This is a genomic window from Streptomyces sp. Ru71 (assembly GCF_002920535.1).
Taxonomy (GTDB): domain Bacteria; phylum Actinomycetota; class Actinomycetes; order Streptomycetales; family Streptomycetaceae; genus Streptomyces.
The window spans coordinates 1-19,599 of record NZ_PQSS01000113.1 but is presented as its reverse complement, the minus strand read 5'-3'; the positions used below and the strand labels follow the sequence as shown (position 1 = coordinate 19,599).

The 19,599-nt window shown below is 72.2% G+C and carries 22 protein-coding genes and 1 riboswitch; of the genes, 11 read left to right on the top strand and 11 right to left on the bottom strand.

Annotation, left to right across the window (positions count from 1 at the left end):
• Both C3489_RS35790 and bioB read right to left on the bottom strand, forming a co-directional pair.
• Window positions 1-271, bottom strand: a 271-nt coding sequence (locus tag C3489_RS35790; protein ID WP_146075396.1) for an aminotransferase class III-fold pyridoxal phosphate-dependent enzyme, incomplete at its 3' end; no start/stop codon positions are given.
• A complete protein-coding gene (bioB, locus tag C3489_RS35785; RefSeq protein ID WP_103786312.1) occupies window positions 264-1,496 on the bottom strand; it encodes a biotin synthase BioB in 1,233 nt (410 codons plus the stop codon). The genes C3489_RS35790 and bioB, both read right to left, overlap by 8 nt.
• A 147-nt stretch (window positions 1,497-1,643) precedes the next feature.
• Here bioB and C3489_RS35780 point away from each other — a divergent pair, with 147 nt between their 5' ends.
• Entirely contained in the window at window positions 1,644-2,771 is a 1,128-nt protein-coding gene (locus C3489_RS35780; protein WP_103786311.1) for an 8-amino-7-oxononanoate synthase, read from the top strand.
• Between the two features lie 37 nt (window positions 2,772-2,808).
• On the opposite strand, the gene C3489_RS35775 is transcribed toward C3489_RS35780, so the two are convergent.
• A complete protein-coding gene (locus tag C3489_RS35775; protein ID WP_103786310.1) occupies window positions 2,809-3,042 on the bottom strand; it encodes a DUF397 domain-containing protein in 234 nt (77 codons plus the stop codon).
• Window positions 3,043-3,051: 9 nt separating this feature from the next.
• Window positions 3,052-3,909, bottom strand: a complete 858-nt coding sequence (locus C3489_RS35770; RefSeq protein WP_103786309.1) for a helix-turn-helix transcriptional regulator — start codon at window positions 3,907-3,909, stop codon at window positions 3,052-3,054.
• A gap of 212 nt (window positions 3,910-4,121) precedes the next feature.
• On the opposite strand from C3489_RS35770, the gene C3489_RS35765 reads away from it, so the two are divergent.
• Complete coding sequence (locus C3489_RS35765) at window positions 4,122-4,592, top strand: ATP-binding protein (RefSeq protein ID WP_103786308.1); 471 nt, start codon at window positions 4,122-4,124, stop codon at window positions 4,590-4,592.
• Between the two features lie 49 nt (window positions 4,593-4,641).
• On the opposite strand, the gene C3489_RS35760 is transcribed toward C3489_RS35765, so the two are convergent.
• From C3489_RS35760 to C3489_RS35750, 3 genes are all read right to left on the bottom strand, one after another.
• Window positions 4,642-5,115: a C40 family peptidase gene (locus tag C3489_RS35760; protein WP_103786307.1), complete on the bottom strand. Its 474-nt coding sequence runs from the start codon at window positions 5,113-5,115 to the stop codon at window positions 4,642-4,644.
• A gap of 3 nt (window positions 5,116-5,118) precedes the next feature.
• Window positions 5,119-5,330, bottom strand: a riboswitch (cyclic di-AMP (ydaO/yuaA leader).
• A 311-nt stretch (window positions 5,331-5,641) separates the two neighbouring features.
• A complete protein-coding gene (locus C3489_RS35755) occupies window positions 5,642-5,947 on the bottom strand; it encodes a hypothetical protein (RefSeq protein WP_103786306.1) in 306 nt (101 codons plus the stop codon).
• Window positions 5,948-5,955: 8 nt separating this feature from the next.
• Window positions 5,956-6,579: an ATP-dependent Clp protease proteolytic subunit gene (locus tag C3489_RS35750; RefSeq protein ID WP_103786305.1), complete on the bottom strand. Its 624-nt coding sequence runs from the start codon at window positions 6,577-6,579 to the stop codon at window positions 5,956-5,958.
• Window positions 6,580-6,650: 71 nt separating this feature from the next.
• Between C3489_RS35750 and C3489_RS35745 the strand changes: the two genes are divergently transcribed.
• The 8 genes from C3489_RS35745 (at window position 6,651) to C3489_RS35710 (ending at window position 13,507) form a co-directional block, all read left to right on the top strand.
• Window positions 6,651-6,938 carry a type II toxin-antitoxin system Phd/YefM family antitoxin gene (locus C3489_RS35745; RefSeq protein ID WP_103786304.1) on the top strand — a complete coding sequence of 96 codons (288 nt, stop codon included), beginning with the start codon at window positions 6,651-6,653 and terminating at the stop codon, window positions 6,936-6,938.
• A 230-nt stretch (window positions 6,939-7,168) separates the two neighbouring features.
• Complete coding sequence (locus tag C3489_RS35740) at window positions 7,169-7,471, top strand: urease subunit gamma (protein WP_103786303.1); 303 nt, start codon at window positions 7,169-7,171, stop codon at window positions 7,469-7,471.
• Between the two features lie 13 nt (window positions 7,472-7,484).
• Window positions 7,485-7,796, top strand: coding sequence for an urease subunit beta (locus C3489_RS35735; RefSeq protein WP_103786302.1), 312 nt, complete (start codon window positions 7,485-7,487; stop codon window positions 7,794-7,796).
• The gene (locus C3489_RS35730; protein ID WP_103786301.1) at window positions 7,789-9,510 is read left to right on the top strand and encodes an urease subunit alpha; all 1,722 of its coding nucleotides are present in this window, start codon (window positions 7,789-7,791) and stop codon (window positions 9,508-9,510) included. The genes C3489_RS35735 and C3489_RS35730 overlap by 8 nt, the downstream gene beginning before the upstream one ends.
• 9 nt (window positions 9,511-9,519) lie before the next feature.
• Window positions 9,520-10,194: an urease accessory protein UreF gene (locus C3489_RS35725; RefSeq protein ID WP_103786300.1), complete on the top strand. Its 675-nt coding sequence runs from the start codon at window positions 9,520-9,522 to the stop codon at window positions 10,192-10,194.
• Between the two features lie 74 nt (window positions 10,195-10,268).
• Complete coding sequence (gene ureG / locus C3489_RS35720; RefSeq protein WP_103786299.1) at window positions 10,269-10,946, top strand: urease accessory protein UreG; 678 nt, start codon at window positions 10,269-10,271, stop codon at window positions 10,944-10,946.
• Between the two features lie 89 nt (window positions 10,947-11,035).
• On the top strand, window positions 11,036-11,782 hold the full coding sequence (locus tag C3489_RS35715; RefSeq protein ID WP_103786313.1) for an urease accessory protein UreD: 747 nt from the start codon (window positions 11,036-11,038) through the stop codon (window positions 11,780-11,782).
• A 129-nt stretch (window positions 11,783-11,911) separates the two neighbouring features.
• Window positions 11,912-13,507: an alpha/beta hydrolase gene (locus C3489_RS35710; RefSeq protein ID WP_103786298.1), complete on the top strand. Its 1,596-nt coding sequence runs from the start codon at window positions 11,912-11,914 to the stop codon at window positions 13,505-13,507.
• 52 nt (window positions 13,508-13,559) lie between these two features.
• Here C3489_RS35710 and C3489_RS35705 read toward each other — a convergent pair whose 3' ends face one another.
• The gene (locus tag C3489_RS35705) at window positions 13,560-14,588 is read right to left on the bottom strand and encodes an NAD(P)-dependent oxidoreductase (RefSeq protein ID WP_103786297.1); all 1,029 of its coding nucleotides are present in this window, start codon (window positions 14,586-14,588) and stop codon (window positions 13,560-13,562) included.
• A 58-nt stretch (window positions 14,589-14,646) separates the two neighbouring features.
• Window positions 14,647-15,369 (bottom strand): 1-acyl-sn-glycerol-3-phosphate acyltransferase, encoded by a 723-nt coding sequence (locus C3489_RS35700; RefSeq protein WP_103786296.1) that lies wholly within the window; start codon window positions 15,367-15,369, stop codon window positions 14,647-14,649.
• Between the two features lie 148 nt (window positions 15,370-15,517).
• Between C3489_RS35700 and C3489_RS35695 the strand changes: the two genes are divergently transcribed.
• Entirely contained in the window at window positions 15,518-16,822 is a 1,305-nt protein-coding gene (locus C3489_RS35695; RefSeq protein WP_103786295.1) for a phosphatidylserine/phosphatidylglycerophosphate/cardiolipin synthase family protein, read from the top strand.
• Between the two features lie 57 nt (window positions 16,823-16,879).
• On the opposite strand, the gene C3489_RS35690 is transcribed toward C3489_RS35695, so the two are convergent.
• Together C3489_RS35690 and C3489_RS35685 are read right to left on the bottom strand one after the other, a co-directional pair.
• Entirely contained in the window at window positions 16,880-18,103 is a 1,224-nt protein-coding gene (locus C3489_RS35690; RefSeq protein ID WP_103786294.1) for a PP2C family protein-serine/threonine phosphatase, read from the bottom strand.
• A gap of 1 nt (window position 18,104) precedes the next feature.
• Window positions 18,105-19,599, bottom strand: a 1,495-nt coding sequence (locus C3489_RS35685) for a SpoIIE family protein phosphatase (RefSeq protein WP_146075395.1), incomplete at its 5' end; no start/stop codon positions are given.

The following is a 19,599-nucleotide window of genomic DNA, read 5'->3' as shown; positions in this document are numbered from 1 at the left end:
GTGGGTGAGACCCGCCGAACATCACATGGCTCATCCGCCCCAGCTGCTCGGTGGCGGCCTCGTTGAGCACGGGGTGGTTGTAGCCGTGGATCGCCGACCACCACGACGACATGCCGTCGACCAGTTCGCCCGAGCCGTCCGCGAGCTTCAGCCGGACCCCGCTCGCCGACTCGACGACGAGCGGTTCGGCCTGCCCGGGCATCGGACCGTACGGATGCCACACATGCCGCCGGTCCAGGTCCAGCAGCTCGGACACGCTCAGGTCAGGCATTGGGCGCGAGGTCCGTCCCGGCGCCCCGGCGGCGCACCGCGACCAGGTCGGTACGGGGCTCGCTCGCCGCCGGCACCGGGGTGGCCGCCGTACCGCAGACGCCACCGCCCTCGTGCGACCCGCACCCCTGCGCGCCCTCGTGGGACCCGCAGCCGCCCGCACCCTCGTGGGACCCGCAGCCACCGGCGGCCGCGTGCGACCCGCAGCCGCCCGCGCCGCCCGCCCGGTGCTCCGGCAGGGTCACCTCGCCGGCGCCCTCGACCTCGAACCCGGCGTCCGCGATCATCTCCAGGTCGGCCTTGCCGGCCTGGCCCTCGCTGGTCAGGTAGTCGCCGAGGAAGATGGAGTTGGCCAGGTGCAGCGCCAGCGGCTGCATCGTGCGCAGATGGACCTCGCGGCCGCCCGCGATACGGACCTCCACGTCGGGGCAGACGAAGCGGACCATCGCCAGGATGCGCAGGCAGCGCTGCGGGGTGAGGTTCCACTCCTTGGCCAGCGGGGTGCCCTCGAACGGGATGAGGAAGTTGACCGGGACGGAGTCCGGGTCCAGCTCGCGCAGCGAGAAGACCACGTCCACCAGGTCCTCGTCGCTCTCGCCCATGCCGGCGATCAGCCCGGAGCACGCCGACAGGCCCGCCGCGTGCGCCTTGTTCACGGTGTCGACGCGGTCGGCGTACGTGTGCGTGGTCGTGATGTCCGCGTACGTGCCCTCGGACGTGTTCAGGTTGTGGTTGTAGGCGTCCGCGCCCGCCTCGCGCAGCCGCTCGGCCTGGCCGTCGGAGAGCAGACCGAGGCAGGCGCACACCTCGACGCCCTCGTTCTGCTCCTTGATCGTCTTGATGGTCTCGGAGACCCGGTCCACGTCCCGGTCCGTCGGGCCGCGGCCGCTGGCCACCAGGCAGACCCGCTTGGCGCCGCCCGCCAGGCCCGCGGCGGCCGCCTGGGAGGCCTCGTCCGGCTTCAGCCAGGTGTACTTCAGGATGTCGGCCTTGGAGCCCAGGCGCTGCGAGCAGTAGGAGCAGTCCTCGGGGCACAGGCCGGACTTGAGGTTGACCAGATAGTTGAGTTTCACCCGTCGGCCGAACCACTTCCGGCGCACCTTGCCGGCCGCGGCCACCACATCGAGCAGTTCGTCGTCGGTCGTCGCGAGGACGGCCAGGGCTTCCTCGCGGGTCGGCAGCTCGCGCCGCAGTCCCTTGTCCACCAGCGTGTTCAGCAGGTCCATGAGAGCTGATCCTGTCCTACGGGCCTGGCTCAGGCCAATGTGACTTCCAACAAGTAGGGGCGCTCAAGGTGTGGGTATCGCCACATCCTGTGCTGCGACCGGTCCCGCTAGTGTCTGTCCACTGCCTACAAAAGCCCCGGAGGACCCATGGCGTTCGGCTGGATCGACGAGCAGGCGGACGCGCGCCGCCGCGCGGGACTCGTGCGCACCCTGCGTCCCCGCCCCGCCGACACGCCGCTGCTGGACCTGGCGAGCAACGACTACCTGGGGCTCGCCCGCCATCCGGAGGTCACCGAGGGCGCGGCGCGGGCCGCGCGGACCTGGGGCGGCGGCGCGACCGGCTCCCGGCTGGTCACCGGCACCACCGAGCTGCACACGGAGCTGGAGCGGGAGCTGGCGGAATTCTGCGGCTTCGAGGCGGCCCTCGTCTTCTCCTCCGGCTACGCCGCCAACCTCGCCGCGGTCACCGCGCTCGCGCCGCACGGCTCGCTGATCGTCTCCGACGCGGGCAACCACGCCTCGCTGATCGACGGCTGCCGACTGGCCCGTGGCACCACCCAGGTGGTCGCGCACGCCGAGCCGGACGCGGTGCGCAAGGCGCTGGGCACGCACGAGGGCACCGCGATCGCCGTGTCGGACTCCGTCTTCTCGGTGGACGGCGACGCCGCCCCGCTCGCCGGACTGGCCGCCGCGTGCCGGGAGTCCGGCGCGGGGCTGGTCGTCGACGACGCGCACGGCCTGGGCGTGCTGGGCGACGGCGGGCGTGGTGCGCCGTACGCGGCGGGGCTCGCGGGCGCGGACGACGTGGTGGTCACGGTGACGCTGTCGAAGTCGCTCGGCAGTCAGGGCGGCGCCGTGCTGGGACCCGCGCGGGTCATCGACCACCTGGTCAACGCGGCCCGCACCTTCATCTTCGACACCGGACTCGCCCCGGCCGCGGCGGGCGCCGCCCTCGCGGCCCTGCGGCTGCTGCGCCGCGAGCCGCAGCGGGCGGAGCGGGCACGCGCGGTGGCCGCCGAGCTGCACGCCCGGCTGACGGCGGCGGGTCATCAGGCGGTACGACCGGACGCCGCGGTGGTCTCCGTGCGCGCGCCCTCCCCGGATCAGGCGGTGCGCTGGGCGGCCGACTGCCGGGCGGCCGGCCTGGCCGTGGGCTGCTTCCGTCCTCCTTCCGTGCCCGACGGTGTCTCACGGCTCAGGCTGACCGCTCGTGCGGACCTGTCCGGGGATCAGATCGAACGCGCTGTACGGGTGATCGGCGAGACGCGGCCATGAGTCGGCGTGACACGGCCGTGCGGCGCCGGGTGCCGGACTAGGACGTGCGCTGCAGGGCGGCCGTGAACGACGCCCAGCAGCCGGGGGAGAAGAGCAGCGCGGGCCCGGCCGGGTCCTTGGAGTCGCGTACGGCGAGCAGCCCGGCCCCTGGCCCGCGGGCCGGCCGGGCTGTCTCGACGCAGTTGTTGGCTCCGGTGCTGTAGCTGCTGCGCTGCCAGTGCGGGACCTGCAGTGCGGTACTGGAGGGGACGTTCCGAGGCAGTGCGGTCATGGTGCCTCCTTACGCGCCGTCACCTAGTGAGGCGATGAAATCCAACGAGTCCTCGGGGGAAAGGGCGTGGATCCGAAGGGAGTTGAAGGCCTCGGCGTAGGCCTTGAGGTCTTCTTTCCGTTCGAGGTAGAGGCTACTCGTCATGTGGTCGAGAACAACCACGTCCAGATCAGAAGTGCTCGAAAATGAGAAAATAACGAAAGGCCCGGTGATGCCGACATGCGCCCCCGCGGAGAACGGCAGCACCTGCAACCGCACCTGGGGCAGCCGCGCCGCCTCCAGCAGCCGCCGCAGCTGCCGGGCCATCACCTCCGGACCGCCCACCTCCCGGCGCAGCACCGCCTCGTCCAGCACCGCGCTCAGCCTCAGCGGCGGGTCGGAGCGCAGCACGTCCTGGCGGGCCAGGCGCACCTCCACCAGCGCGTCCAGCCGCTCCTCGTCCACCGCGCCGACGGCGGCCCGGGTCACCGCGCGGGCGTACTCGGGCGTCTGCAGCAGCCCCGGCACCACCGAGGTCTCCAGCGTGCGCATCGCGCTGGCCTGCGACTCCAGGCTGATGAAGTCGCGGTAGGTGGGGGGCAGCACCCCGCGGTAGGCGTGCCACCAGTGCTCCCGGCCGGCCACCTGGGAGCCGGCCAGCACCAGCAGCAGGTCGCGCAGCTCGTCGTCCTCGACGCCGTACGCGTCCAGCAGTAACCGCACATCGGAGGGTTTCACGCCACTGGAACCGGTCTCGATCCGGCTGACCTTCGACTGGTGCCAGCCCAGCAGCCGGGCCGCCTCGCCACTGGTGAGTCCCGCCCGGGAGCGCAGCGCGCGCAGCTCTGCGCCCAGCTTCCGGCGGCGGACCGCGGGACCGTGCTGCATGGCCCCCTCCTTACTCCGTCCGAGCCGCCCCCATACGGTCTGCCGTGGCAGAGTTCACCGCTTCGAGCGACAGATATATGCATATCTTGGTGGATCGCCACCGTGACCGGCGCGGTGATGGCAGTCTGGCGGCGAAGCACCAGTCCGGGACCGTACTCGAACCACCGGCTTCGTGCCGGACTGCGGTCCCGTGGGAAAGGGACGACGTCGCCATGGCAGACCATCTGGAAGCATCCGTCACTCTGCCGAGCGATCCCGCCTCGGTGTCCGCCGCCCGCTCGTTCGTGGCCGGCACCCTCGCCGAATGGGGCCTTGCGTCGGACACGGAACGGGCCGACAGCATCCGGCTGATCGTCTCGGAACTGGCCACCAACTCCGTGCAGCACACCTTCGGGCAGTCGCCCACCTTCACCGTGGACGTCGTGCTGCACCGCGACGAACTGCTGCACATCGGGGTGACGGACAGCCACCCCCGGCTGCCCAAGCGGCTGCCCGCGGCGGTCCAGCAGGACAACGGCCGCGGCATGGTCATCATCCGCTGTCTGGCCGCCGAGTGCGGCGGCAGACTGCGCGTGCGTCCCACCCGGGAGGGCAAGACGGTCGCCATCGAACTGCCCTGGCAGCCCCCCGCGGAACCGGCCGACCCGACGGGCAGGCAGAACCGCAGGGCTCAGCCCTGCTGAAGCGCCGGGGCGGTGACGGCAGGTCAGCGGCCGCACCGCCCCGGCCGGCTCAGCTGACCCGGCCGTACCAGACGCTCTTGGTCCAGATCTTCTGCAGGCGCACCACGTCCCCGGTCTTCGGTGCGTGCCAGATCTTGTTCTTCCCCGCGTAGATGCCGACGTGGTAGACGTTCGACCCCGAGTGGAAGAACACCAGATCGCCCGCCTTGCGGCTGCCGGCAGGGATGTGGCGGGTCTTGTTGTACTGCTGGGCGGCCGTACGCGGCAGCTTCTTGCCCGCCTTCTTGAACGAGTACAGCGTGAGCCCGGAGCAGTCGAACCGGCGTGGGCCGGTGGCGCCCCACTGGTAGGGGGCGCCCTTCTTCGATGCCGCGATCTGCAGAGCCTTCGTCGCGGTGGTGGCGGCGCTGGCCTCCGACGCGAGGCCCGGCACCACGATCGAGCCGCCCATCGCGGCGATGGTCAGGGCCGAGGCCGTTCCGGCGCGGGCCATCAGCGACGGGACACGATTGAGCGCAGTCATGCGCAACCCTTCGTCAGCCGCCTGTGAAGGATGACCTGTCGGATTCGGGCTGGCGAAGTAGCCCGGCCGCTGACGCGGCTTCACCCCAAGGGCTGCTCGGTCCGGTCATGGCGCGACCGTTCCGGCGACCCGACGTGCTTGGGTCCTCCACTCCTGCCGATCCACTCCTGTCGACCGGTCATCCGGGCGGCGGCAGGACTCGGCGTCCGCCCGGATCGCCCCGCCGCTGCGGCGGGGTCTTGTCGTCAGTCAGGGATCTTGGCTCACATCTGTCCGAAAATCCCAATGGAACCGGGTATTTGTGTTGTTGCTCACCACTCGCCCGTTCGGGTGGACACAACTGTGTTCGATGCGGTGTCCACCCGGACGACAACGCCCGGACCAGCGGCGGAAGGTCTCGATCCGCCCGAAGGCCCCGCGCGTCGCGCAACTCGGACGCCCCTCTCAGCCCCCGAAAAAAAGATGGGTTTGTACGCCGATAGGGGGTACGCCGTTTGGTCCGTTTCGACCGGGTCTCACTCGCCCCTCAACTTCCGCCCCCCGGCGGCACGGTGACCCGGGCCGTGCGCCGCTCCCCGTCCAGCACCCGCAACGCGCGGGCCAGCGTGCCGGCGTGCACCTCGCTCTCGCCGCGCTGATGCATCAGCGTCAGCGCGTCCCGCAGCGCCGCCGCCTTGGTGACGAGTGCCTGCGCGGCGCGCAGCCCCCGGTAGGTGTCGCCGTGCCGCGCCGGGTTGATCCGGCCCAGCAGGTCCACCACCTCCAGGTAACGGTCGATCAACTCGCCCTCGGCTCGGGTGAGGGCGGGCAGTGGCGGAAGCTCGGGCAGCATCGGGCGGCTCACCGCTCGCCGGGCCCGGGGCGGGTGGTGATGATCCGGTCCACCAGGCCGTACGCCAGGGCCCCTCGCGCGTCCAGGATGTGCTCGCGCTCGATGTCCGCGGCCACCTGCTGCGGGCTGCGCCCGGTGTGCCGGGCGAGCATCTCCTCCAGGGTGGTGCGCAGGCGCGTCAACTCCTCCGCCTGGACGACGAGGTCGCTGGTCTGCCCCTGGACCGGTTCCAGCAGCGCCGGCTGACGCAGCACCACCCGCGCGCCCGGCAGGGCGTGCCGGCGTCCCGGGGCACCCGCCGCCAGCAACACCGCCGCGGACGAGCCCGCCTGGCCCATGCAGTACGTCTCCACCTCGCAACTGACGTACCGCATCGTGTCGTAGATCGCCGTCATCGCGCTGAACGAGCCGCCGGGCGAGTTGACGTACAGCTGGATCGGCCGGTCCGGGGCCTGGTGCTCCAACTGCATGAACTGCGCGATCACGTCGTTGGCCGAGGTGTCGTCGATCGGCGTCCCGAGGAACACGATGCGTCCTTCGAGCAGGCGGGAGTACGGATCGAGCGTCCGGTGGCCGAAGCTCGTGCGCTCGGTGAACTCCGGCAGGACGTGACGGGCGGACGGTCGGATCATGGCGAGCCTCCTGAGTGCGGCGCTGCGTCTGTAAAAAATGTACAGGATGTACGTGACGTTACAATGGGCTCATGGCCTACGAGATTCCGGTGACACAAGCCAGGGCTGAGCTCGCCGACCTGATCAACCGGGTGGTGTACGGCGGTGAGCGCGTCGTCGTGACGCGCCACGGCAAGCCCCTGGTCGCCCTCGTCTCCGCCGCCGACCTGGAGCGACTGGAGCAGCTCCGCGAGGCGGAGGAGCCCGCGCGGGAGGAGATGATCAGGGCCGTCTCGGCCGTCCGCGAGGTGGCGTCCGCCCCGCGCGAACAGCAGCGCTTCGGCATCGCCGCGGAGCACCGGGGGCCGGACCCGCGCTGACCCGACCAGCGGGTATGGGAGAGGTCTGCACCCGGTCATGGGTTGATCAAGGTCTGGTTAACGTCGCTGAAACTCCGGCGGACTAGCCTGCCGAGCCACGCCACCAGGGGTAGTTCTGACCGCAATTGGCCGCGGTCGGCGAATTTGTCTGTGTGTTACACCTATCCCCGCCGCGGTGGCTGCGGCAGCCGGACCCCGCACGGTCCGGAGCAAGGACTGTGAGGTGCGACGTGCAACTGACTCCGCACGAGCAAGAGAGACTGCTCATCCATGTGGCGGCCGACGTGGCCGAGAAGCGCCGGGCCCGCGGGCTGAGGCTCAACCACCCCGAGGCCGTCGCTCTCATCACCTCCCACATCCTGGAGGGCGCCCGGGACGGCCGCACCGTCGCCGAGCTGATGTCCACCGGCCGCAAGCTGCTCACCCGGGACGACGTCATGGACGGCGTCGCCGAGATGATCCACGACGTGCAGGTCGAGGCCACCTTCCCGGACGGCACCAAGCTCGTCACCGTCCACGAGCCGATCATCTGACGGGGGGCGTGCTGTGATTCCCGGAGAGATCCTCTTCGCCGAGGACCCCGTCGTGTACAACGAAGGGCTCGACGTCACCCGGCTGACCGTCCTCAACGCCGCCGACCGGCCCGTCCAGGTCGGCTCCCACTACCACTTCGCCGAGGCCAACCCCGGCCTGGAGTTCGACCGCGCCGCCGCCCACGGCAAGCGCCTGAACATCGCCGCCGGCACGGCCGTACGCTTCGAGCCGGGTCTGCCGGTCGACGTCGCCCTCGTCCCGCTCGCCGGCGCCCGTGTGGTGCCCGGCCTGCGCGGCCAGGCCGGAGGTGCCCTCGATGCCTGAGATCTCCCGTGGCGCCTACGCCGACCTGTTCGGCCCCACCACCGGTGACCGCGTCCGGCTCGCCGACACCGACCTGCTGATCGAGATCGAGGAGGACCGCTCCGGAGGCCCCGGACGCTCCGGCGACGAGGCCGTCTTCGGCGGCGGCAAGGTCATCCGCGAGTCCATGGGCCAGTCCCGGGCGACCCGCGCGGACGGCACCCCCGACACCGTCATCACCGGTGTCGTCGTCGTCGACCACTGGGGCGTGGTCAAGGCCGACGTCGGCATCCGCGACGGCCGCATCACCGGCATCGGCAAGGCCGGCAACCCCGACACCATGGACGGCGTCCACCCCGACCTGGTCCTCGGCCCCGAGACCGAGGTCATCGCGGGCAACGGGCGCATCCTGACCGCCGGCGCCATCGACGCGCACGTGCACTTCATCTGCCCGCAGGTCGCCGACGAGGCCCTCGCCTCCGGCATCACCACCCTCGTCGGCGGCGGCACCGGCCCCGCCGAGGGCTCCAAGGCCACCACCGTCACGCCCGGACCCTGGCACCTCGCCCGCATGTTCGAGGCAATGGAGGCCTACCCCGTCAACGTCGGCTTCCTCGGCAAGGGCAACACCGTCTCCCACGAGGCGATGCTCTCCCAGATCCGCGGCGGCGCCGCCGGCCTGAAGATCCACGAGGACTGGGGCGCCACGCCCGCCGTCATCGACGCCGCCCTCACCGTCGCCGACCTGACCGGCGTCCAGGTCGCCATCCACACCGACACCCTCAACGAGGCCGGATTCGTCGGCGACACGCTCGCCGCCATCGCCGGGCGCGGCATCCACTCGTACCACACCGAGGGTGCCGGCGGCGGGCACGCGCCGGACATCATGACGGTCGTCTCCGAGCCGCACGTGCTGCCCAGCTCGACCAACCCGACCCGGCCGTTCACCGTCAACACCGTCGAGGAGCACCTCGACATGCTGATGGTCTGTCACCACCTCAACCCGGCCGTCCCCGAGGACCTGGCGTTCGCCGAGTCCCGCATCCGGCCCTCCACCATCGGTGCCGAGGACGTCCTGCACGACCTGGGCGCGATCTCGATCATCTCCTCCGACTCGCAGGCCATGGGCCGGGTCGGCGAGGTCATCATGCGCACCTGGCAGACCGCGCACGTGATGAAGCGCCGCCGCGGCGCCCTGCCCGGCGACGGCCGCGCCGACAACCACCGGGTGCGCCGCTACGTCGCCAAGTACACGATCAACCCGGCGCTCGCCCAGGGCATGGCCCACGAGATCGGCTCGGTGGAGACCGGCAAGCTCGCCGACCTGGTGCTGTGGGAGCCGGCGTTCTTCGGCGTCAAGCCGCTGCTCGTCCTCAAGGGCGGCCAGATCGCCTACGCGCAGATGGGCGACGCCAACGCCTCCATCCCCACCCCGCAGCCGATCCTGCCCCGCCCGATGTACGGCGCGATCGGCCGGGCGCCCGCGTCCAACTCGGTCAACTTCGTCGCCCCGCTCGCCCTCGACGACGGGCTGCCCGAACGGCTGGGACTCGGCAAGCGGTTCACCGCCATCGAGTCGACCCGCGGCGTGACCAAGGCGGACATGCGCAACAACGACGCCCGCCCGCGCGTGGACATCGACCCGGACAGCTTCGCCGTACGCGTCGACGGCGAGCTGGTGGAGTCCACGCCCGCCACCGAACTGCCCATGGCCCAGCGGTACTTCCTCTTCTGACGGCCGGCGATGACACGAGCAGCACTCCTCGTCCTGGCCGACGGCCGGTTCCCCGCCGGAGGGCACGCGCACTCCGGCGGGGCCGAGGAAGCCGTACGGGCCGGGCGGATCACCGACGCGGCCGGCCTGGAGCAGTTCTGCCGGGGCCGGCTGCACACCACCGGGCTCGTCTCGGCCGCGCTGGCCGCGGCGGCGGCCCTCGGCGCCGACCCCGTCGAACTCGACGCGGCGGCCGACGCCCGCACCCCCTCACCGGCCTTGCGCACGGCCGCGCGCAGACTCGGCCGGCAGCTGATGCGGGCCGCGCGGGCGACCTGGCCGTCCCCCGACCTCGACGCCCTGGCGCGGCGCTTCCCCAAGGGCGCCCACCAGCCGGTCGTGCTCGGCCTCACCGCGCGCTCGGCCGGTCTCGGACCGGACGACGCCGCGTACTGCGCCGCGTACGAGAGCGTCGGCGGGCCCGCCACGGCGACCGTGCGGCTGCTGAGCCTGGACCCCTTCGACGCCACGGCCGTGCTCGCCCGGCTGGCGCCCGAGCTGGACCAGGTCGTCGAACGGGCCGTGCTCGCCGCGCAGCGCGTCGCCCACGACGGCGTCGCCGCCCTCCCGGCGGCCTCCGCGCCCCTGCTGGAGATCGGCGCCGAGGCACACGCCGCCTGGCCGGTCCGCCTCTTCGCGTCCTAGCGCGCCGCGCCCCACCGCACCCGGCGCCCGGACACCCCCAATTCCGGGCGCCGCACGAACCACAGGAGCCGTACATGCACCTCGACCACTCCCACGACGGTCCCGCCGCCGTCAGCGCCGACGCCCGCCGCCCCGACGGCACCCGGCGTGCGCTGCGCGTCGGGCTCGGCGGCCCCGTCGGGTCCGGCAAGACCGCGACCGTCGCCGCGCTGTGCCGGGCCCTGCGCGACGAGCTGTCCCTGGCCGTCGTCACCAATGACATCTACACGCGCGAGGACGCCGAGTTCCTGCTGCGCGAGGCAGTCCTGCCGCCGGAGCGGATCGCCGCCGTGGAGACCGGCGCCTGCCCGCACACCGCGATCCGCGACGACATCTCCGCCAACCTGGAGGCCGTGGAGGACCTGGAGGACGAGGTCGGCCCGCTCGACCTGATCCTCGTGGAGTCCGGCGGCGACAACCTCACCGCCACCTTCTCCAAGGGCCTGGTCGACGCGCAGATCTTCGTCATCGACGTGGCCGGCGGCGACGACATCCCGCGCAAGGGCGGCCCCGGCGTCGCCACCGCCGACCTGCTCGTCGTCAACAAGACCGACCTCGCGCCGTACGTCGGCTCCGACCTGGCGCGGATGGAGGCCGACGCGAAGGCGGCCCGCGGCGACCTGCCCGTCGTTCTGCAGTCCCTGCGCGGCGAGCGGGGCGTCACCGACGTGGCCGCCTGGGTCCGCGCCCAGCTCACCGCGTGGACCAGGTGAGCGCCGGAACAGCGGTGCGCCCGCACTCGAACGGCGCGAGCCCGCACCCGAACGGCGCGAGCGCGCACCGTGTCCGGGCCGCGGCCCGGATGCACGCCCGGCCCGACGGCCGGGGCGGCACCGCCCTGCCCGTGCTGGAGGGGGAGGGTCCGCTCGCGCTGCGCCGCGTCCGGGGCACCGGCGACGAGGCGGGGGTCCTGCTCGTCGGCGCGATGAGCGCCCCGCTCGGCGGCGACCACCTCGGCGTCACCGCCGACGTGGACACCGGCGCCCGGCTGCGCGTGGGTTCGGCCGCCGCGACCATCGCGCTGCCCGGCGCCACGGGGGGCGAGGCCCGCTACGACGTCCACCTGCGGGTGGCCGACGGCGGTGAGCTGGTGTGGCTGCCCGAGCCGCTGATCTCGGCCGCCGGCAGCGAGCTGTCCGTCACCACCCGGCTCGACCTGGCGCCCGGGGCCCGGCTGGTCTTCCGCGAGGAACAGGTACTGGGCCGGGCCGCCGAGCAACCCGGACGGCTCTCCAGCCGTCTCACCCTGCGGATCGGCGCGAGCGTCGTCCTCGACCAGGAACTGGCCTGCGGCCCCGGGACACCCGGCGGCTGGGACGGCCCCGCCGTGCTGGCCGGGCACCGCGCCGTCGGGCAGCTCCTCGTCGTGCGGCCGGAGTTCGCCGACCACCCGGTGGCGCCGGGCGTGCTGGGGGAGGGCTGCACCGTCGTCCCGCTGCCCGGGCCGGCCGCGCTCGTCACCGCCGTCGCACGGGACGGACTGGTGCTGCGCCGGACCCTGGACGAGGCGCTGAACCGGATCGAAAGCCCAGCTCGCGCGGTCCGCTGAGCGGTACACCACTTTCCGGTTATCGGATTGGCAAAGAAGGTCAACAACCCCTGTTGTCAGGGCCCATACAACCGCAAGGATCCCCCTACCTGTCATCGAGGCACTCACAAAGGTAGGGGGAGGGCCCACTTGAGGGACATCAGAGGGAAGAAGCGGACGGCGGCGCTCGGATCGGCGAGCGTACTGGCCGCCGCGACCCTGATAGCCGGCGCGGTCGCCGCGCCCACGGCGAGCGCCAGCGCCGGGCACGGTCAGGACCGCGAGGCCCGCGGCGCCGCGATCGCCGCCGCGCGGGCCGCGAAGGCCGGCATCGACTGGAAGGACTGCCCGGCCGACTGGGGCCTGGAGAAGCCGATCCAGTGCGGCTGGGTCAGCGTGCCGCTCGACTACGCGAACCCGTACGGCAAGCAGATCCAGCTCGCCGTCGACCGCATCGGCAACACCGGCACCCCGCAGGAGCGCCAGGGCGCGCTCGTCTACAACCCCGGCGGTCCGGGCGGCTCCGGCCTGAAGTTCCCGCGCCGGGTCGTCACCAAGAACGCCATCTGGGCGAACGTGGCCAAGGCCTACGACTTCGTGGGCTTCGACCCGCGCGGTGTCGGCCACTCCGCGCCCATCTCCTGCGTCGACCCGCAGGAGTTCGTCAAGGCTCCCAAGGCCGACCCGGTCCCGGACAGCGAGGCCGACAAGCTCGCCCAGCGCAAGCTGGCCCGCGAGTACGCCGAGGGCTGCTACGAGCGCAGCGGCGAGATGCTGCCGTACATGACCACGCCGAACACCGTGCGCGACCTGGACGTCATCCGCGCCGCGCTCGGTGAGAAGCAGCTCAACTACCTGGGCGTCTCCTACGGCACCTACATCGGCGCCGTCTACGGCACGCTGTTCCCGGGTCACCTGCGCCGCATGGTCGTGGACAGCGTGGTCAACCCCTCGCGCGAGAAGATCTGGTACCAGGCCAACCTGGACCAGGACGTCGCCTTCGAGGGCCGCTGGAAGGACTGGGAGGACTGGGTCGCCAAGAACGACGCCACCTTCCACCTGGGTACCACCCGTGACGCCGTCCAGGCCAAGTGGCTTGAGCTGCGCGCCACCGCGAAGAAGAGCCCGATCGGCGGGGTCGTCGGCCCGGCCGAGCTGATCTCCTTCTTCCAGAGCGCCCCGTACTACGACTCCTCGTGGGTGCCGGTCGCCACGGTGTTCAGCAAGTACTTCGCGGGCGACACCCAGGCCCTCGTCGACGCCGCCGCCCCCGACATGTCGGACATCGCGGGCAACATCTCCTCGGAGAACGGCAACGCCGTCTACACGGCCGTCGAGTGCGCCGATGCCAAGTGGCCCACCAGCTGGCGCAAGTGGGACCGCGACAACACGCGGCTCAACAAGGACTACCCGTTCATGACCTGGGCCAACGCCTGGATGAACCTGCCGTGCGCCACGTGGAGGACGAAGCAGCAGACCCCGGTGAACGTCAAGACCGGCAAGGGCCTGCCGCAGGTGATGATCGTGCAGTCCACCAATGACGCCGCCACCCCGTACGACGGCGCCGTCGAGCTGCACAAGCGCTTCGCCGGCTCGCGCCTGATCACCGAGAAGGACGCGGGCTCGCACGGTGTGACCGGTCTGGCCAACCCGTGCATCAACAGCCGGGTCGACGCCTACCTGCTCACCGGCAAGCTGGACGCGGCCGATGTGACGTGCGGCCCGCACGCCACGCCGAAGCCGTAACACCCTCGCACACGGCACAGGGGCGATCCCGGTCGACGGGGCCGCCCCTGCGTCACACCCCGAGCCAGACGTCCTCCGCCGCGTAGTCGAACAGCTCGGGATAGGCCCGGGCGAGCAGGGGGAACTCCTCCCGCCAGTCCCGGCCGCCCGCGAGCCGCTCCACCAGCCAGTCGACCGAGGCGCGCACGCTCTCGGCGTACGGGACCCCGGGCCCGTACCCCAACTCCCGCGCCGCCGCCGACATGTCGCACACCAGCGGCCACCGGGTCGACCACGGGGTGCGTCCCACGGACGGCGACGGCGGCTCCCCGTCGAGCAGCACGGTCTCCGTCTCCACCCCCATCGCGGCGTCCACCGCGGCCCCGATCTCGGCGACCGAGGGCGCCGTCGGATCACAGGCGTTGAGCACCCGCGAGCCCGGCCGGGCCGCCGCCAGCCGCACCAGCTCCGCGATCGTGCCGGCGCCCGACGGATGGAAGCGGCTCTCCCCCCGGTGGGCGAGCACCCGGCGCCTGCGGCCGTCCAGGTTCCGCTTCACGAAGTACAGCTCGCGCGGCAGCGGGCTGTACGGCCCGTGCACCGCGGCCGCCCGCAGCAGCGTCGCCGGCAGCTTCTCGCCGGCGCCCAGCAGTTCGCGCTCCAGGGCGACCTTGCCCATGGCGTACGTGTCCTCGCCCGGCGACACCGTCGGCTGCTCCTCGGGCAGCGGCACCGGATAGCGCGGGACACCGTCCGGCCGGTCCTGCGTGTCGAACGAACGGCCCCGGCCGTCCTGGTACACCGCCACCGAGGAGATCACCACCGCCGAGCCGACGCGGCCCGCGAGGCCGGTCAACTGCCGTGCGTGCCGGGCCCCGTAGGCGACCGTGTCGACCACCACATCGCAGCCGTCGCCGACCACCGACGCGAGGGCGCCGTCGTCCTCCCGGTCCAGCCGGACCGCCCGCACCCCGTCCGGCCACCCGGCGTCCCGCCCGCCGCCGCGCGAGGCGGCCAGCACCTCCCAGCCGTCCTCGGCGAGTGCCCGCACCGTGGGGCGTCCGATCTGGCCCGTCGCTCCGATCACCAGCGCACGTTTCATGATCCGACCGTAGGCGCCCGCAGGCGCGCGGGCCCAGGCGTTCTGCCGACGGCAGAGGTCAGCTCAGCGGCATCCGCGGGAAGCGGCGCTCCTTCCTGGCCTGTTCGGCCTGCGCGGCCTTCGCCACGGCCGCGTACTCGTCGACGTACTCCTGCTCCGACAGCGACAGGATGGCGTACATGATCTCGTCGGTGACGGCCCGCAGGATCGCCTTCTCGTGCTCCATGCCGGCGTAACGGGAGAAGTCCAGCGGCTTGCCGAACCGGATCACCACCGGGTGGATCCGCGGCACCACCCGGCCGGGCGGCTGCGCCTCGAACGTGCCGATCATCGCGCACGGCACGACCGGCACCCCGGCCGTCAGCGCCATCACCGCCACACCCACCTTGCCCTTGTACAGCCGGCCGTCGTGCGAGCGGGTCCCCTCCGGGTAGATCCCGAGCAACTCGCCCTTGCGCAGCACGCCGAGCCCCTCCCGGATGGCCGCCTGACCGGCCTCCTTGCCCGAGCGGTCCACCGGGATCTGCCCGGCACTGCGGAAGAACGCCGCGGTCAGCCGCCCCTTGAGCCCGGAGCCGGTGAAGTACTCGGCCTTGGCCAGGAAGGTGATGCGGCGCTTGAGCACGGCGGGCATCAGGAAGTGGTCGGAGAAGGACAGGTGGTTGCCCGCGACGATCGCCGCGCCCGACTCGGGAACGTGCTCCAGACCCTCGATGCGGGGACGGAACAGCAGTCTCAGCAGCGGTCCCAGCAGCACGTACTTGAGCAGAAAGTAGAACACGGCTCGCTCCTCACTTTGCGGACTCCCTCGGTGACTGTCCTTCTTGTCACTGTCCTTCTCCCAGGCCGAGCCAGGAATCACACACCGGGGCGGTGGCGGCCCCGATGATGCCAACATCCCTGCGGCCAGGGCACGTTAGGATCACTCCGTGATCAACAGAATAGGTAGACGCCGGTCCGCGTGCGCGGGCTCTCTCGCCCTCGTGGCCGGGCTCGTCCTGGGCGGCGGCGTTCCCAGCGCGGCAGCCGCCGACGCGACCACCGTCACCGCTGCGGGTGCTCCGGTCATCAACGGGCCTGTGTTCAACAACCCTTCGGGCACCGTCGAGGAGCAGCGGGCGATCTTCCGTCAGCTCATCGCGCTCATCGACGCCACCCCCGCCGGCGAGCAGATCCGCGCGTCCGTGTTCGCCATCGACGACCAGCAGGTGGTGAACGCCCTGCTCGCCGCCCACCAGCGCGGCGTTTCCGTCAAGGTGATCGTCGACGACTCCACGTACGTGGCCGCGGACAGCCGCAAGGAGTTCGCCAACCCCGCCTTCGACGCGCTGAAGGCGGGCCTCGGCACCGACGACACCCAGGACTCCTGGACCGTGGTCTGCGACGACCAGTTCGAGGACGCGGACGGCGTCGACGACGTACAGCGCGGATGCCTCAGCTCCCGGCCGGGCTCCTACAACCACAACAAGTACGTCATCTTCTCCAGGACGGGTCCCTTCGCGGACGGCACCACATACTCCAAGGTCGTCTTCCAGGCCTCCTCGAACATCACGGGCTGGGACGCGAGCAGGGCGTTCCAGGACTCGGTGACGTTCGCCGACGCCGCCGTGTACGACGGCTACCTGCGCTACCACGATCTGGAGTACAAGACCCGGCACGTCGCCGACGTCACGAGCAACCCGTACTTCTCCACGCCCACCGGCTCGACGTACCGCGCGTACTTCACGCCGCGTCCCGACCCGGACCCGAAGAACCCGGCCAGCGACCCCCTGGTCAACGCGCTGAACGAGGTCTCCTGCTCCTACGTCGGAGCCGACGGCAACAAGCACCAGACCGATGTGCGGCTCGCCCACACCTTCTTCTACGAGACCCGTTCGCAGGTCGCCGACAAGCTCGTCGACCTCCGCCGCAAGGGCTGCTGGGTCGACCTCGTGGTGAAGAACGTCGACTCGGTGATCGAGGCCAAGCTGCAGGCGGCCGGCATCCAGTACCGCGAGTGCAAGGACGCCACGACCGGGCCGAACCCGCACGACAAGTACATGCTGATCGACGGTGACTACGGCGGTGACATCACGCCGCGCGTCTACACCGGCAGCGCCAACCTCATCGACGACTCGCTGCGTTCGGCGGACGAGACCTTCGTCCGCATCACGAGCGCCGAGTACCACAAGGCGTACCTGGCGCACTTCTACAAGCTCCAGAAGGCCTGCGGGGCTCCCAAGACCGCGTCCTGAACACCGCACGTCTGCCTCGACACACCTGAAGCAGCCGCGCCGAGCCGTCCGGGGCCGTCACAGGCGCACGACGACCAGCGCCGTGTCGTCGGTGGCGCCCCCGGGTGGCAGCAGTTCCAGGAGTACGGCGTCGGCGAGCCGGTCGGGGTCGTCGTCGCGGTGGCGGCGCAGCGCGTCGGCGAGACGGGCCAGCCCGGTGTCGATGTCCTCCCGGCGGCGCTCGATCAGGCCGTCGGTGTAGAGCACGAGCGTGGCGCCGTCCGCGTACGTCGTCTCCGCCTGCACGCGCGGCACCGGGTCCGGCCGGGCGTCCAGCGGCGGATCGGTGGCCCGGTCCAGGAACTCCACCCGGCCGTCGGTGTGCACGAGCACCGGCGGGGGATGGCCGGCGCTGCTGTAGGTGATGGTGCGGGCGTCGAAGTCGACGAACGTGGTGACCGCCGTCGCCGACTCCGCCCCGTCCACGACACCCGCGTACCGGCCCAGCACGTCCAGGGCCTCGGCCGGACCGCCGGCGACCCGGGAGGCGGCGCTCAGGGCGCTGCGGAGCTGGCCCATCACCCCGGCGGCCTCCAGCCCGTGGCCGACCACATCGCCCACCGACACTCCCAGCCGGCGACCGCCGACCAGGTCCACCAGGTCGTACCAGTCCCCGCACACGTTCAGCGCGCCCACCGCCGGGCGGTAGCGTACCGCGGCACCCCGGTGCCGTACCTGCGCGCCGGCCGGCAGCATCGCCTCCTGCAGGGCCAGCGCGACCTCCCGCTCGCGGGCGTGCGCGTCCCGCAACCGCTCGTTGAGCTCCTGCAGCTCCCGCGCGCGGGTGTACAGCTCGGCCTCCAGCACCCGGGCCCGGCTGCCCGAGTTGCCACCGCGCGCCTTGATCAGCTCGGTGACCTCCTCCACCCGGTGCACCAGCAGCACCACGCGGCCGTCGGCGTCGAACACCGGAGCGTTGACCGGACTCCAGTAGCGCTCCTCCCACTCGCCGGGCCGCTCGGCGCTCTCCACGTCGTAGCGCTGCAAGGCCATCGCGTCGCGCTGCCCGGTGGCCAGCACCCGGTGCAGCGAGGCCGTCAGGTTGCGCATCCCGGTCGCCGACGGGTCGTTGGGATTGTCCGGGAAGACGTCGAAGATGCGGTGGCCGACGACCTGTTCACGGGTGCGCCCGGTCCCGTGCAGATACTGCCGGTTGGCGTCCGCGAACACCAGGTCGGGCGTCAGCAGCGAGACCATGCCCGGCAGGGACTGGAACACCGCCGCGTAGTCGATATCCCGCACGTCATGCCTCCGCACCCGCCAGGGGCTGCTCCGCCCAGATGATCTTCCCGTCGGGCACGAACCGGGTGCCCCAGCGCTCGGTCAGCTGCGACACCAGCAGCAGCCCGCGCCCGCCCTCGTCGGTGGTGCGCGGATGACGCAGATGCGGCGCGGTGGCACCGCCGTCGAGGACCTCGCAGATCAGGGCCCGCTCCCTGATCAGCCGCAGCCGGATCGGCCCGCCGGCGTACCGGATGGCGTTGGTGACCAGCTCGCTCACCACCAGCTCGGTGGTGAACGCCAGCTCGTCCAGATCCCAGTCCGACAGCTGCCGGCACACCGTCTTGCGGGCGTCGGCGACCGCCGCCGGATCACAGGGGAGCTCCCAGTCGGCGACCTGCCGCTCGCTCAGCCGCTTGGTGCGGGCCATCAGCAGCGCCACGTCGTCGTGCGGACGGGCCGGCACCAGCGCGTCGACCAGGGCCCGGCAGCGCACGTCCAGCGACGGCGCCACCTGCCGCAGCGCCTGCCGCAGCCGGGCCCGGTCGGCGTTCTGCGACCCCGGCCCGTCGTCGGCCAGCAACCCGTCCGTGTGCAGGGCCAGCGTGCTGCCCTCGGGCAGCACCAGCTCCAGCGACTCGAAGGGCGGCCCGCCCGCCCCCAGCGGCGGCCCCTGCGGCAGGTCCACGAAGTACACCATGCCGTCGGGCAACACCACGGCCGGCGCCGGATGCCCCGCGGCGGCCATCACGCACCGGCCGTCCACCGGGTCGTACACCACATAGAGACAGCCCGAGCCCACGGACTGCGCGCTGTCACCGCCCTCGACGGCGGCCTCGAAGCCCTCCGCGCGGGCGGTGCGCGGGGACACCAGATCGTCGAGGTGGGCCAGCACCTCCTCCGGCGGCATGTCCAGCGCGGCCAGCGTCCGCACGGCGGTGCGCAGCCGGCCCATCGCGGCCGCCGCGTCGATGCCGTGGCCCGGCACCTCGCCCACCACCAGGGCCACCCGCGCGCCGGACAACGGGATCAGGTCGTACCAGTCGCCGCCGAGCCCGGTCAGCTCGTCGGCCGGCCGGTAGCAGGCGGACACCTCCACCGCGTCCTGCTCGGGCAGCCGGTGCGGGAGCAGGCTGCGCTGCAGCACGAGGGCCGCCTCGCGTTCGCGCGTGTAGCGGCGGGCGTTGTCCAGGCAGACCGCGGCCCGGGAGACGAAGTCCTCCGCCAGGCTCAGGTCCGCGGTGTCGAAGGGTTCCGGCCGGTGGTGGCGGTAGAAGGTGGTGATGCCGAGGGTGACGCCCCGGGCGCGCAGCGGCACCACCATCGCGCTGTGCAGGCCGAGTTCCCCGAAGGTGGCCTCCCGGCCGCCGGGCGCCTCCGCCGCCCAGGGGCGGGCCGACGGATCGAGGTGCTCCTCCCACAGGGAGCGGCCCGTCGACAGACACCGCACCGGCGCGGAACCGGGCCGGTAGGAGGCGATGTTCCCGACGTCGACGACGGCCTCCGGCACGCCGGGG

Excerpts from the sequence above, each read along its gene's own strand:
- C3489_RS35730 (WP_103786301.1), top strand. The coding sequence starts at position 7,789 with ATGCCTGAGATCTCCCGTGGCGCCTACGCCGACCTGTTCGGCCCCACC.
- C3489_RS35765 (WP_103786308.1), top strand. The coding sequence starts at position 4,122 with ATGGCAGACCATCTGGAAGCATCCGTCACTCTGCCGAGCGATCCCGCC.
- C3489_RS35750 (WP_103786305.1), bottom strand. The coding sequence starts at position 6,579 with ATGATCCGACCGTCCGCCCGTCACGTCCTGCCGGAGTTCACCGAGCGC.
- C3489_RS35775 (WP_103786310.1), bottom strand. The coding sequence starts at position 3,042 with ATGACCGCACTGCCTCGGAACGTCCCCTCCAGTACCGCACTGCAGGTC.
- C3489_RS35715 (WP_103786313.1), top strand. The coding sequence starts at position 11,036 with ATGCACGCCCGGCCCGACGGCCGGGGCGGCACCGCCCTGCCCGTGCTG.
- C3489_RS35770 (WP_103786309.1), bottom strand. The coding sequence starts at position 3,909 with ATGCAGCACGGTCCCGCGGTCCGCCGCCGGAAGCTGGGCGCAGAGCTG.
- C3489_RS35755 (WP_103786306.1), bottom strand. The coding sequence starts at position 5,947 with ATGCTGCCCGAGCTTCCGCCACTGCCCGCCCTCACCCGAGCCGAGGGC.
- ureG (WP_103786299.1), top strand. The coding sequence starts at position 10,269 with ATGCACCTCGACCACTCCCACGACGGTCCCGCCGCCGTCAGCGCCGAC.
- C3489_RS35705 (WP_103786297.1), bottom strand. The coding sequence starts at position 14,588 with ATGAAACGTGCGCTGGTGATCGGAGCGACGGGCCAGATCGGACGCCCC.
- C3489_RS35725 (WP_103786300.1), top strand. The coding sequence starts at position 9,520 with ATGACACGAGCAGCACTCCTCGTCCTGGCCGACGGCCGGTTCCCCGCC.
- bioB (WP_103786312.1), bottom strand. The coding sequence starts at position 1,496 with ATGGACCTGCTGAACACGCTGGTGGACAAGGGACTGCGGCGCGAGCTG.
- C3489_RS35780 (WP_103786311.1), top strand. The coding sequence starts at position 1,644 with ATGGCGTTCGGCTGGATCGACGAGCAGGCGGACGCGCGCCGCCGCGCG.
- C3489_RS35760 (WP_103786307.1), bottom strand. The coding sequence starts at position 5,115 with ATGACTGCGCTCAATCGTGTCCCGTCGCTGATGGCCCGCGCCGGAACG.
- C3489_RS35745 (WP_103786304.1), top strand. The coding sequence starts at position 6,651 with ATGGCCTACGAGATTCCGGTGACACAAGCCAGGGCTGAGCTCGCCGAC.